The 13,055-nt window shown below is 44.8% G+C and carries 15 protein-coding genes; 4 read left to right on the top strand and 11 right to left on the bottom strand.

Translation table 11 applies throughout. The annotated features are described in order from the left end of the window. Positions 1 to 95: 95 nt before the first annotated feature. The 8 genes from FEF09_RS06325 to FEF09_RS06290 all read right to left on the bottom strand — a co-directional run bounded on the left by FEF09_RS06325 (position 96) and on the right by FEF09_RS06290 (position 5,952). Positions 96 to 1,007, bottom strand: coding sequence for an alpha/beta fold hydrolase (locus FEF09_RS06325; protein ID WP_146304330.1), 912 nt, complete (start codon positions 1,005 to 1,007; stop codon positions 96 to 98). A 75-nt stretch (positions 1,008 to 1,082) separates the two neighbouring features. Then, entirely contained in the window at positions 1,083 to 1,667 is a 585-nt protein-coding gene (locus tag FEF09_RS06320; protein ID WP_146304329.1) for a TetR/AcrR family transcriptional regulator, read from the bottom strand. Between the two features lie 457 nt (positions 1,668 to 2,124). Next, a complete protein-coding gene (locus FEF09_RS06315; protein ID WP_261387356.1) occupies positions 2,125 to 2,997 on the bottom strand; it encodes an NAD(P)H-dependent flavin oxidoreductase in 873 nt (290 codons plus the stop codon). A 31-nt stretch (positions 2,998 to 3,028) separates the two neighbouring features. Then, positions 3,029 to 3,184, bottom strand: coding sequence for a nitronate monooxygenase (locus FEF09_RS06310; RefSeq protein ID WP_146304327.1), 156 nt, complete (start codon positions 3,182 to 3,184; stop codon positions 3,029 to 3,031). 46 nt (positions 3,185 to 3,230) lie between these two features. Next, complete coding sequence (locus FEF09_RS06305) at positions 3,231 to 3,473, bottom strand: Atu4866 domain-containing protein (RefSeq protein ID WP_146304326.1); 243 nt, start codon at positions 3,471 to 3,473, stop codon at positions 3,231 to 3,233. Between the two features lie 10 nt (positions 3,474 to 3,483). Next, on the bottom strand, positions 3,484 to 4,032 hold the full coding sequence (locus tag FEF09_RS06300; RefSeq protein WP_146304325.1) for a hypothetical protein: 549 nt from the start codon (positions 4,030 to 4,032) through the stop codon (positions 3,484 to 3,486). Positions 4,033 to 4,113: 81 nt separating this feature from the next. Next, the gene (locus FEF09_RS06295; protein ID WP_146304324.1) at positions 4,114 to 4,956 is read right to left on the bottom strand and encodes an oxidoreductase; all 843 of its coding nucleotides are present in this window, start codon (positions 4,954 to 4,956) and stop codon (positions 4,114 to 4,116) included. A 102-nt stretch (positions 4,957 to 5,058) separates the two neighbouring features. Next, a complete protein-coding gene (locus tag FEF09_RS06290) occupies positions 5,059 to 5,952 on the bottom strand; it encodes a helix-turn-helix domain-containing protein (protein ID WP_146304323.1) in 894 nt (297 codons plus the stop codon). 231 nt (positions 5,953 to 6,183) lie between these two features. Here FEF09_RS06290 and FEF09_RS06285 point away from each other — a divergent pair, with 231 nt between their 5' ends. Then, positions 6,184 to 6,900: a 2OG-Fe(II) oxygenase gene (locus FEF09_RS06285; RefSeq protein ID WP_261387355.1), complete on the top strand. Its 717-nt coding sequence runs from the start codon at positions 6,184 to 6,186 to the stop codon at positions 6,898 to 6,900. A 94-nt stretch (positions 6,901 to 6,994) separates the two neighbouring features. On the opposite strand, the gene FEF09_RS06280 is transcribed toward FEF09_RS06285, so the two are convergent. Further along, the gene (locus FEF09_RS06280) at positions 6,995 to 7,990 is read right to left on the bottom strand and encodes a zinc-dependent alcohol dehydrogenase family protein (protein ID WP_146304322.1); all 996 of its coding nucleotides are present in this window, start codon (positions 7,988 to 7,990) and stop codon (positions 6,995 to 6,997) included. A 288-nt stretch (positions 7,991 to 8,278) separates the two neighbouring features. On the opposite strand from FEF09_RS06280, the gene FEF09_RS06275 reads away from it, so the two are divergent. Beyond that, a complete protein-coding gene (locus tag FEF09_RS06275) occupies positions 8,279 to 9,508 on the top strand; it encodes a serine hydrolase domain-containing protein (RefSeq protein ID WP_186774211.1) in 1,230 nt (409 codons plus the stop codon). Between the two features lie 6 nt (positions 9,509 to 9,514). Here the strand turns inward: FEF09_RS06275 and FEF09_RS06270 are convergent, their stop codons facing one another. Continuing rightward, a complete protein-coding gene (locus tag FEF09_RS06270; protein WP_146304320.1) occupies positions 9,515 to 9,763 on the bottom strand; it encodes a hypothetical protein in 249 nt (82 codons plus the stop codon). A gap of 123 nt (positions 9,764 to 9,886) precedes the next feature. Here FEF09_RS06270 and FEF09_RS06265 point away from each other — a divergent pair, with 123 nt between their 5' ends. Beyond that, positions 9,887 to 11,131, top strand: a complete 1,245-nt coding sequence (locus FEF09_RS06265; RefSeq protein ID WP_146304319.1) for a WG repeat-containing protein — start codon at positions 9,887 to 9,889, stop codon at positions 11,129 to 11,131. 51 nt (positions 11,132 to 11,182) lie between these two features. Here FEF09_RS06265 and FEF09_RS06260 read toward each other — a convergent pair whose 3' ends face one another. Then, positions 11,183 to 11,803: a hypothetical protein gene (locus tag FEF09_RS06260; protein ID WP_146304318.1), complete on the bottom strand. Its 621-nt coding sequence runs from the start codon at positions 11,801 to 11,803 to the stop codon at positions 11,183 to 11,185. A gap of 58 nt (positions 11,804 to 11,861) precedes the next feature. Here FEF09_RS06260 and FEF09_RS06255 point away from each other — a divergent pair, with 58 nt between their 5' ends. Beyond that, positions 11,862 to 13,046, top strand: a complete 1,185-nt coding sequence (locus FEF09_RS06255; RefSeq protein ID WP_146304317.1) for an acetate/propionate family kinase — start codon at positions 11,862 to 11,864, stop codon at positions 13,044 to 13,046. Positions 13,047 to 13,055 lie beyond the last annotated feature (9 nt).

The raw sequence follows: 13,055 nt of genomic DNA, 5'->3' as shown, positions 1-13,055 counted from the left end.
TGTACAAATAAGGAAAAGGCGCCGGAACGATCCGACGCCTTCAGATATGACACCCGATTAATGTACTATTTGGTACAATATCGTATACTAAAAAACTATTTCACTTTTCTTGTCAGGAAATCATCAATCAGGGAAGTAATCACTGTACCATCTTCTTCCAGTGCAAAGTGACCGGTATCCAGCAGATGCAATTCTGCATCCGGCAGATCTTTCAGATAAGCTTTCGCACCACTTGCAGGGAAGATTTCATCATTGGCACCCCAGGTGATCAGTGTTGGCGGCTGATAAGTACGGAAGAATTCCTGCCATTCAGGATAACGTTCAGGATTACTGCTGTATGAGTAGAATAAAGCCAGTTGTATATCCACATTACCGGGACGATCCAGTTTACTCTGATCATGTACCCATGTATCAGGACTGATCTTAGCCACATCTCTCACACCTGTCAGATACTGCCACTTTGTGAAATCCAGCTGTGAAGTTGCCTTCATACCTTTAATGTTTTCTTCATGCTGTGGGTCAGCCCAGAAAGCTCTGATCGGGTCCCAGAATGGAGATAAACCTTCTTCATATGCATTGCCATTCTGTACCAGCAAAGCCTGCACTCTTTCCGGGTGTCTTGTAGCGATACGGTAACCTACAGGAGCGCCATAGTCCATTACATACAGGCTGTATTTAGTCAGTCCTTTTGCGGTGATAAACTGATCCACGATATCTGCAAGATGATCGAAAGTGTATTCGAATTCAGTCACCAGTGGCATACTGCTGTTACCAAAACCGGGATAGTCAGGAGCAATCAGGTGATATTTTCCTGATAATGCCGTAATCAGGTTACGGAACATGAAGGAAGAAGTCGGATAACCGTGTAGCAGCAGAACGGTCGGATTGTCCGGAGAACCTGCTTCACGATAGAAGATTTCCTGTCCTTCAATAGTCAGCGTTTTATACTCAACATTGCTGATGTCTATGCCTTTTGTGGCAGGCTGTGTAGTTGTTGCATGTGCCATTTTGATAAGTATTAAGTTGAATGTAATTTGTTTTTATAATTATGTACTAATTAGTACAATATTGGGCAAAAAAATTTAATCCAGTACTTTCAGGCTCATTTCGAGCATCTCTCTCAGGTCTTCAGTATTGGGATTGCTTCTTCTGGTGATGTTTATACCATTCCACAGATTAATCAGGTACTTCCCGATCACTTCCGGCCTCGCGGTGTTCTTTATTTTCTTTTCTTCCTGTGCCTTTCTGATTACCGTGGTGAAAATATGTTCTGTTCTTGTCAGCAGTTGCGCAGCGACGAGTTTCGTATCCCGGTCTCCATCTGACAATTGCACCAACGCATTCCCCAGATAACAGCCCTTTATGATCTTTGCTGTCGGATCATCCGCCAGTGAAAGAAAGAAATGCCGGATAAACTCCACCTGATCTTTACTTTCTGACAGATCATGTGATAATTGCTTATCATAAGTGTCGGAAAACTGCTTCAGGGACTTTTCATATAACTCCTTCTTACCACCCTTAAAAGCCAGATAAAAGCTTCCTTTACCAATCCCCATGGCAGCCAGTAATTCATCTGCAGACGCCGCCTCATATCCTTTCTTCCAGAATACGTCAACCGCCTTCTCCACTACCTCTTTCTCATCAAATATTTTTGGTCTGCCTGCCATATTTCCTTGTTGTTTCTGATGTAAAGGTAAATACTGTACTAAATAGTACAAAATATCTTTTACTTTTTTCTTCGGATAATTTTTCTTATCTATAATTACAATATGGAGGGTGGAAGCAAACGGTAAAAAGAGGCATCAGACATGGAGATATTGCAGGGAATAAAGCATAGATGCGTCATGTCAAGCAGTCTCTTGGGCCTGATAGGAGGCATTCTGGACAAGCCCGATAACAGATCAATTACTGATCAAGTCCACCTCATGTCCTGATCAAGTCCACATCAAGTCCACCTCAAGTCCACCTCAACAATAGCGCTACAGGCAACACAACTTACTGTTAAACAGCAAATAAGCCACAAACAAGCTATCAATAACCCATCTCAGTGGCAAAAGCCTGTATCTGGATTATTTATAGCTTGCCTGTGGCTTATCCATCCAATACCGTTCTGATTAAACGATATCACAATTCTTCCGTCCCGGCGACCAGTTGAAGGAAAATATCCGCTGAAGACTTGTCTGCGGTTCCCGCTGACGCCTGACCGGCCCACATATTTGTGAACTCTTTCCTGTCAGCCTGCTGCGCTTTAGCCCGCAGTCCTGCTGTAATGATGTTTTGTATGGGGTAAGGAGGAATATTCAATCCGGAGGCCTCTATAGCGTCCATAAACTGATTTCTGATCCCTCTCGCCCAACGACCGGAAAAGGCACGGGTCAATGCGCTGTCAGTCACCTGTGCCTTTGTAAGGGCCGTTTTATAAGAACTAATCGCCAGACTCTCCTGACTGGCTATAAAAGCCGTTCCGATCTGCACTGCTTTCGCACCCAGCTGGAATGCCGCTCTGATAGTACGACCTCCTTTGATCCCTCCTGCGGCTATAACAGGTATCTTCACATGGGCCCCTATCTCAGGTACCAGCACAAAGGTGCCGACCATGGGCAAAGGCTCCTCCTCCAGAAAACTGCCCCTGTGTCCACCTGCTTCAATACCCTGTGCCGCCACAGCATCAGCACCAGCCTTTTCTACCAGTATCGCCTCCTGCACAGAAGTGGCAGTTCCCACCAGCACAATACCTCTCTGCTTTAACGCAGTCATGCTTTCCTCATCCGGAATACCGAATGTAAAACTGACTACAGGTATGCCTTCTTCTATCAGGATCTCTATCTGTTCTTTATAACTATAAAACCGTAATGCATCCAGTGATAAACGTTCAAAGCTCAGCTGGTTTTCTTTAGAAAATATTTCGAGGAAATCCTGCATAGCTTCCGCATCTGCGTGGTTGTACTCTGGTACACCGTTCGTGAAGAGATTAACGGCAAACGGTTTATGGGTCAATGATTTTGTCTTACGGATAAGTTCTCTTGTCCTATCCGGAGAGACCTCCTACGGGCAAAGAGCCAAGACCACCTTTTTCTGAAACGGCTGCCACCATCTCCGGAGTTGTAACACCCAGCATGGGGGCCTGGATAATGGGGTAGTCAATGTCTAATAAAGCTGACAATTCATTTTTCCATTCCATCATTCGATCTTTTGGACCTTACAAATTTAGGTCAAAAGAGATCCGTCAATTACTGCTCTCTATACAATACCATACCTGCATGATACAGTATGTCATCCCTGAAATCACCGTCAGCCGTGAAGCCAGTGTCGTCTTTATAGTCGATATGATCGCCGGTGATGATATAGCTGCCCTGATAAGCACTTTTCTTATTACCTCTTGCTTCATCATAGCGTCCGTTGGGTAACAGTTCGTGTCTGATATAACCGTCTTTGGTTACCCACATACCCAGATATTTATTTGCGTTGTCCATGCTTTGTTGATTAATTGAGATGTGCTTTGTTATTGTAACTTTCTCCTTTCTTACTGTCCACGTCAGTCAATTGCATTTTCAGTGCGAGATGAATCAACTGTGTCACATAATTCCTTAGCAGGTCGTATTTATACCTGTAATCAGATGGCCATTCTTCCAGCATGCGGATAAAGATATCTGCTGCTGCTTTATCCTGTTCCTTTGTCAGTATGTGCACCGGTTTTCCACCGGCCATAAACATGGGAAGTGCATTGATCTTCTCCTGCATCTGTGTCGTAAAAAACGGAGGGCTGAACACGCAGCAGAATCCCGTTTTATCTGCTTCCAATGATTCCCATGTATATGGCGCATGTGGATTGAAAAACACCAGTGTGGTTGCCGGCCCTGCTATGCTGTTATCAGCATAGTGAGCGCGATTGCTTCCTCTTATCAGCCCTATCTTATAATAATCCATGCATTGTTTCGTCTTTCCAGTCTTGCACTGCCATACATCCTCCAGCCTGAATACGCCGAAAAGTCCTGTCTGTTGTTCCGGATGTCCGTGTTGTTTTCTAAACACACGATGGCAATACGTTCTTATCCGTTTAATATTCGTCGTCAGACAAACCACTATCACGATTGATAAAAGGAAGCCCATACGCTACGCTTCAATCGCTGTAGAAACAGTCAGTTCTTTCCATTTTTCCAGTTCATTTTTCAATGAATCCAGTTTCTTGTGTACAAATTCATATGCATCTGTACCAAGATAAAAATGTAAAGGTGGGTTTTCCACTTCTGTGATCTTAATCACGGCTGCTGCTGCCTTTTCAGGATCGCCCGGCTGATTACCATCTATTGACTGCTGGTGTGTGCGTTGAGATTCCCGCACGGTGGTGTATGCATCTATAGGATGCTTTGGTATCACCAATGAATCTGAAGCGAGGAAGTTCGTTCTGAAATAACCCGGAGATACAATCGTTGTATGTATGCCAAAAGGTTTCACTTCAGCAGACAGTGCTTCTGAGAGTCCGTTTACTGCAAATTTTGTGGCACAATAAATACCGAATCCCGGGAAATCGCCTACTATTCCACCAACGGAAGAGAAGTTAATAATATGACCGGAGCCCTGTGCTCTCAGATGAGGCAATGCTTTCCTTATAACGTGTAACAGACCGAAGACATTTACGTCAAAGTTCTGACGGCTTTCTGCATCTGTTAACTCTTCCAGACCGCCTGCCAGTCCGTATCCTGCATTGTTCACTACCACGTCTATACGTCCGAACTTATTTACAGTAGCAGCGATTGCATCTTCCACGCTTTTTTCTGCAGTCAGATCCACTGCGAGGGGCAGAAAATTCTCATCTTCACCTACTGCTTTATTCAGTTCTGCGAGGTTTCTCGTTGTTGCTGCTACAGGAATACCTTTCGCGAGTAATTGTTTTACGATAGAGAGCCCGAATCCTTTTGAGGCACCGGTTACAAACCAGACTTTTTGTTGTTTCATACTTTGTTTCTTTTGTTGTTGATACAAAGCTACAGCAACAAGTGCCGGTCGTCATTACACCATTCAAAGCGATACTTATATCTTTCAAACAGTGCCTTTTTTTTAGATATTTCTATAAGCAGTAGGCGTAGTATCTACTTGTCTGCGGAAAAACTTATTAAAATGCGCAGGCTCTTCAAAACCAAGCGCATAGCTGATTTCCGAGATATTCCAGTCTGTATGTTTTAATAAGGACTTTGCTTCACTGGCCAGTCTTTCAAAGATATGCTCTGTCGTAGTACGTCCGGTTGTTTCTTTGATTGCGCGGTTCAGGTGGTTCACGTGTACAGACAAGTGCCGTGCGAAATCATTGGCAGAGCGCAGTTCAAAACGCTGATGTGGCGATTCAATGGGAAACTGACGTTCCAGCAGTTCTGTAAAGACAGATGTAATACGTGTCTTTGCATCACTGTGCTGATACAGTTTCTCCGAAGGAGACAGTTTCAAGGCATAATGAATGATCTCCATCACATAGTTATTCAGCAGATCATACTTATATATATAGTCTGACTGGATTTCTTCCATGATCTTTTCAAAGATGGCGGTCACCTGCTGATCTTGTATATCATTCAGGAAATATGCTGGTTTTCCGCCCTGTGCAAACATGGGAAAATCAGTTATGCTACCGCGGATTCTTTCTGTAAAAAAGCCTTCTCTGAAAATACAGAAGAAGCCACTCAGATCCGGCGCGAGCGACTGCCATGTATAAGGTACATTCGGATTGAAGAACATCAGTGTAGTTCCTGATACTTCTATACTCTTATCGGCATAATGATAGAAACCATGTCCTCTGGATAAGCCTATTTTATAAAATGTCTTACGGCTGTAACGAGGTGGCGTGGTTCCCATATGATTCTCCAGACTGAATACATTAAAATGCCCGGTTTCCTTACTCAGGTTTGCCGGCACTTCTTTGATCTTATTCTGATAAAAATCTTCGAGTGTTTCTGTCAGCATGCGTGCTATTGTTATATACGATATGTTAAACTTGAGATATGATCTTGCGGGGGAATACCTGTCTTAAAAACGGCCATACTTTTTCATACACTGCAAAATTAAGGTGATGTAGACGGACTGTTATTACGATAAACAAAGGATTACTTATAAAATTCAAACAATCCGCTTTCCCTGAATAGCAAGTTTCGGGTTTTCCGCCCCTGCTCCCTTCCCTACTTTTACAGAAAAAAGATGATGAAAAATATCGCGGAACGCCTGCATAGCAAGGATTGGCAGCAGATCAGCAATGATATGCATGAGCGCGGTTATTCGCTGATACGGGGCTTATTATCCGGGCAGGAATGCCAGGAACTGATTGAATTGTATAATGACAATGCGTCTTATCGTAAAACGATCTCCATGGAACGATACCGTTTCGGTCTGGGAGAATACAAATACTTCCGGTACCCGCTACCGGACCTGATCACCACTGTCAGAGAAACTGTCTATCCTTATCTGGCTGCAATCGCCAATAAATGGATGGAGGTTTTACAGTCTGATCATCGCTTTCCTTCCGCCCATTCCACGTTAAGGGAACAATGCAGCGAAAAGGGGCAGGATAAACCGACCGTCCTCATCCTGAAGTATGGCGCCGGCGGTTTCAACACCCTGCATCAGGATCTTTACGGCGATATATGGTTCCCCATGCAGGCCGTCCTCTTTCTGAATGAACCCGGCGAAGATTATAATGGCGGCGAATTTGTACTGACAGAACAGATTCCCCGTGCACAATCCAAAGCCAGTGTAATAGCTGCCCACAAAGGCGACATGTTATTATTTACAACCAATTTCCGCCCGGTAAAAGGCAGCAGGGGGTATTACAGGGTGAATATGAAACATGGGGTAAGTCCTTTACATAGTGGCAACAGACATACATTAGGTATCATCTTCCATGATGCGCAGACCTGAGTATAGCCGGGATAAACAATCTTCAGAGAAAGGCAACAAAAAAGGGACTTCAAAGCTGAAGTCCCTTTACTTATACTCCATATGGAGCAATCACTTAAATCTCAACGACGATATTACCTGTTTCACCTCTGCGTACGATCAGGGTCAGTGCCTGATCTGCGGTCTGCAGATGAAAATGGCGTGGATCCAGTAATGGCAGTATCTGTCCTGCTTCTGCCATTCTTGTGGCTTCTCTTAAGATAGCACCATGGTGCTCTCTGCCCATTCCTGTCAGCATTGGCAGCAAGGTGAAGACGCCTGAATAAGTAGCAGCTTTGGATGATAATGGTGCCAGACTGTGAGAACCCCATCCCAGTGAACTGATCACATGACCATTATACTGCTTTACAGCCTCAAAGGAAGCGTCTAAGGTCGCGCCGCCCACCGTATCGAATACGATGTCAAAACCGGCGCCACGGGTGTATTTATTCACATAATCCGATACACTGACTGTATCTGCATCAATATGTGTCGCGCCAAACCACTCAATGATCGCTTGTTTATCATCTGTGTCAGTCGCGTAAACATCTGCACCGAAAGCACGGGCGATCTGAATGGCCATTTGTCCGATACCACCGGAACCACCATGAATCAGCACTTTCTGTCCTTCTTCGATCTTTGCTTTGTCTACCAGTCCTTCCCATGCGGTAACAAATCCAAATGGTATTGCTGCTGCTTCACGCATGGTCAGATTAGCTGGTTTGCGTGCGATCAGTTCTGCGTCTACAGCTACATACTCTGCGAGAGAGCCCTGTAAACCGGCCACACCACCTGTCATACCATACACCTTATCACCGGGCGCATAACTTGTTACGCCCTCTCCCACTTCTACAACGATACCTGCCATGTCAATACCGAGTATTGCCGGCAATGGTTGTTTTGCATGCTCCGCTTCTCCGGCTTTAATTTTTGCATCCAGTGGATTTACACCACTCGCCTTTACTCTTATCAGAACCTCTCCAAAATCCGGTCTTGGCCTGTCTATTACGCGATATACGAACGGCGCGCCATAATCCTCGAGGACTAGCGCACGCATGTGCTCACTACTCATAGTTAGTCGGTTAATCTTTTATTGTGCTGTTTATTATCTTAATAGTAAAGGACACACGACGAAATATTCACAGTCATTGGCTACATGGGCAAATAATGTTGCCCTTGAGGCAAATATTGAACTGTCAGCTTCCTAATAGATTTTGTCTATGCTAAAAGTGTTCCATTTTGCAAACTACTGACAAACAATGTATTTCCTGAACGTCAACTTGACATTTTGACTATATTTCGTGCATTTCTGACAATTTCACGATATATAACATATAGAAAAGATGACTATCTTACCTGCATGAAACGCCTGCTTTTCTCCATCATATTCCTAAGCGCTGCCACACTGGTTTTCGCGCAATCAAAAAGCACTAAGAACAGTACTTATTTTCCTGCAAAAGATAACTGGCAGCATCGTGCGCCGGCAACACTTGGACTGGACGCTGCAAAACTGGCAGCTGCCATACAATTTGCAAAAGACAACGAGACAAAAGCGCCCCGGAACATGGAAATAGCACAGGCACTCAGTTTCGGGAAAGAGCCTTTCAGCAATGGTGTCGGCCCTTTTTCCACACGTGGTGATGCTACGGGCATTATCGTATATAAAGGTTATATCGTAGCAGAATGGGGAGAGACGTTCAGAACAGATATGACACATAGTGTGACAAAAAGTTTTTTGTCAGTTGTAGTGGGACTGGCAGTAGACAAAGGACTTATCCACAGCGTACAGGATACTGTCGCCAACTATGTGCCACCAATAGAAGTATATAATCCTGCGGCTATCGGTCCGGGGGCAGAGCAACTGGGACAGGCACAACTTCTTTATCCTTTTGCAGGTGCGCATAACAGCACCCTGACATGGGATGTCATGTTACGACAGACGAGTGACTGGGAGGGCACCTTATGGGGAAAACCGGATTGGGCGGACAGACCGGAAGGCAATTCTTCCGAATGGATGACCCGTAAACGGAACAAACCCGGCACTGTATGGAAATATAATGACGTTCGGGTGAATGCCCTTGCGCTGGCAGCTACCAGTGTCTGGCGCAAACCCTTACCGCAGATACTCAAAACAAATATTATGGACGAAATAGGTGCTTCTGACACATGGAGATGGAATGGCTATCGCAATTCCTGGATCGTGCTGGATGGTGCTCCTGTACAGTCCGTGAGTGGCGGCGGACATTGGGGCGGTGGTATGTTTATCCACGCCTATGATATGGCGCGTTTTGGTCTGCTGACATTACATAGAGGTAACTGGAACGGAAAGCAGCTGATCTCCGAACAGTGGGTGAAACAATCCCTTACACCCACTACAGCCAAACCGACCTATGGGTATATGAACTGGTTCCTGAATACAGGAAAAGAATTATTGCCCGGCGCTCCGGCAAATGCATTTGTCCATATAGGTAATGGCACAAATTTCATCTACGTAGATCCGGACCACGATCTCGTGGCAGTGGTGAGATGGATAGAAAATAAATCGATGGACGAGATGGTCAGACATATACTGGCTGCCATTCCGCAGTAAACCTGATTAGCAGGTTGCTGCTTCCGGCATCAGTAACTTACTGAAATTGATGCGCGCAATCCTGAAATTACGCCATTCCTGACTGGTACATTCCAGTGGAGAGATATTACCAATGAGCGCTTCCAGTTGCTCAAAGAGTGCCTTTTTGTTGGACGCTATTTCTGCTGCTGCAAATACAATCGCCTCTACTGCCGTGTCGTTAATCGCCTGCTTTACCTGTTCAATGATGGACAAAGCCTGTTCACTTGTTCTCATAATTTGTCGATACATTTTCGCCGCAAATATACCGTTCCCTCTTCAACCATCCAACATATTGTGGAGAAGATCCATATATTTATTAAAAACGTTATATTTGCCAGTACATCAATCCTGTACTTTATGAAAACCGTATATTTTCTCCCTGTCCTGCTGATCAGCTTATGGTGCAAGGCACAGGACGGTCTCTATCCTTATGCAGAAAAAGGAAAATGGGGACTTACCAACAAGAAACATGCAGTCGTATTAGAACCACAGTTTGACAGTATTCACCTGTTTCAGGGTGATTATGCCCGCGTGGAAAATAACAGAAAGGTCGGATTGATCAATGGCTCCGGCAAGATCATTTATTCCTGTGCGTACAATGATATGCCGATAGTTGCACCCAATGGTATGGCTGTCGCGAAAACCATCAAAGGGTATATCCTGCTTGATCCTGCTACCGGTAAGCAGAAAGGTTCCCTCGTATTTGATGAAATACCCGGTATTAATCCGCTTTCTAAAGCCACCAATCTGCTGGTTGTAAAAAAAGAAGGTACCATCGGTCTCGTTGATATGAACACCGGTAACCTTGTAAATAAAACACTCAAATTTGATGATGGTGAATTCTTTGAAGAACCATCACTCAAAAATTTCCTGATCGTTGCACTGGATGGTAAATACGGTGTTGTAGAAGCCTCCAGCGGTAAAGAAGTCATTCCTGCCACCTACGGTGAAATCAAAAGTGCCACCGATGGTTCACAGGACCTGATCAAAGCTGTTACCGATGACGAACGTGTAGTATACTTTGACGCCAGCGGTAAGGTGGCTCCTGCTGCTGTAGCCAAAGCTGCACAAAAAGCGGAAGAAAGCAGTAATCATGATGCAGCTGCCCTTGCAGGTTCCGGAGAGAAAAAAGATATGCGTATCTACAAAATTCCGGGCGGCAGATGGAGAGTTGTATTGGAGATCGGCGAATTTCAGCGTCCGGGCAGAGCATTGGACAGCATTGAATTCTCCGGATATTCAACACTGGAATACCTGTCTTACCGTGAAGCACAACGTATCCCCGGTATGATCAAAGCCGTGAAAGATAACAACACAGGTGTGATCGATCTGAAAGGGAATGTGATCGTTCCATTGATCTATGATGATGTGAAATACAGAGAAGATAATTTCGGTCACTATGCCTTCATCGAAACAAGAATAGGCAACCGTGTAGGCATCATTCCTGTTGAAACCATGAAAGAGCTGAAAAAGCCGGTATTGGTACAGGTGATCGATGAAGATGCGAACCGTCAGGCATTACTGGTACAAACTGCCAGTGGTACAAGAGGATATATGGATAAAGCAACTGGTGAGATCTATATTCCCGGATACAAAGACTAATCATCTTATCATACACAATAAGAAAAGGGCTGTCGTCTGACAGCCCTTTTCTTATTCCTCATCTTCCAACAGCGCATTGACCAGCGCCTTCCATTGCAGTTTTGAAATACCTATCGCCCCTGCTGACCCGATCACTGCATTACGCATCTTATCCAATGTCTCTTCTGTATCTGTATTGGGCATCTCGTTTCTGCCATAAACCGTTGCTGTTACAAGGTTCTCATCTCTCGTTACTACGAAGGAACTGGTTGCTTCTTCTTTCAGAAAATGTGCTGTACCGGCATGTTTTTGCTGCGGATGTCCTGAAGGACGCGCGCGTATAAAAAATAATTGCTGGTGCTCACTCAACTGTATTTCTTCCACCTGTTCTATCGACACCCAGTCATAACCTTTTCCTGCACTATTGCCGGGTCCGGGTATATCAATACGTATAAACAAACCCGCATTGGCAGTTTCATCAATTTCTTCTCCCAGCTTATCCACCAGTTGAAATGATGAAGATAAAGCTCCACACAATTTGCCCCATTCATTCACCTGCTGTAATCTTTTCACAGCACGTTCAAAAACAGTGATAGCGGCCTGTTCGTTGCCGGTCTCTTTTTCTGCTGATGTTTCCGTTTCTTCTCCCGTATACTGCACGGGGATAAAGGGCGCTGAAATATGATCTGGCATACAATTGAATTTATATAAGACAACTGTAAAATTTTATGCCAGAACAAACACAGCTGATATGGATAATAAAAATACCGTCATCTTAACCATTAACTGCGGCTCTTCCAGTCTGAAATTTGCCTTGTTCGATTTCACTTCCTTAACACTGATCAGTAAAGGAAATATACAGAACATTGGTGCTGACAGCAGCGTCCACATTGAAGATGCTGCCGGGCATGAAGAACGTGCGATACAACCCGTTCCCGATCTGAATGCAGCAATACAATTACTTACCGGACTGCTGCAGGAAAGTTACGCACCTTATGCTATCCATGCCATCGGACACCGGATTGTACAGGGCGGCAAAGCACATTATCTGCCGGAGCGGATCACACCTGCGCTACTTGATGCATTTGAATCTTTAATACCACTCGCTCCCGGACATCTTCCGGCTGAAATCACCGCCATACGTGCATTTGCATCCGCTTACCCGACGATTCCACAGATTGCCTGTTTTGATACCGCTTTTCATAAAGACATGCCCTTCGCAGCAAAATATTTCGCCATTCCCCGGCACCTATGGGAAGACGGTATCATCAGATACGGTTTTCATGGCCTTTCGTATGAGTATATTTATCAACAACTACAGCAATCGTCACCACAGGAAGCCAAAGGAAAAATCATCATCGCCCATCTGGGCAATGGCGCCAGTATAGCTGCTATACGCGATGGCAAAAGTATTGATACCACCATGGGACTGACACCTGCCGGCGGACTCGTCATGAGTACCCGCTCCGGCGACCTCGATCCCGGCATTATACTTTACCTATTAAAAGAAAAACAGTTCATCAGCGAAAGAGCATTAAATGAGCTGCTCAACAAACAGTCCGGCTTAAAAGGCGTCTCTGGTACCGCAGCAGATATCCAGACCCTGCTGGAAATGGAAAGCACAGATCCGAAGGCAGCTGAAGCAGTACAATTGTTCTGTTATCAGGCTAAAAAATATATAGGCGCATTAACTGCTGCTGCAGGTGGTATTGACACCCTGATATTCACTGGTGGTATTGGCTTACATGCACCGTTGATAAGGCAAAGGATCTGTGCTGATCTTGATTATCTCGGCATACAGACAGATGCGGCACTGAACAATGATAACCGTGACATCATCTCTCTGGAAAGTGCGCGGGTAAAAGTCAGGGTGATGGCTACAAACGAAGAGTACATTATTGCACAACACACGCAGCAATGGCTGCTGACACATTAAATCAGACGA

It is taken from the genome of Chitinophaga pinensis (assembly GCF_007896845.1).
Taxonomy (GTDB): Bacteria; Bacteroidota; Bacteroidia; order Chitinophagales; family Chitinophagaceae; genus Chitinophaga; species Chitinophaga pinensis_C.
The sequence above is the reverse complement of the archived record's forward strand: the minus strand, read 5'-3'. Positions and strand labels throughout refer to the sequence as shown.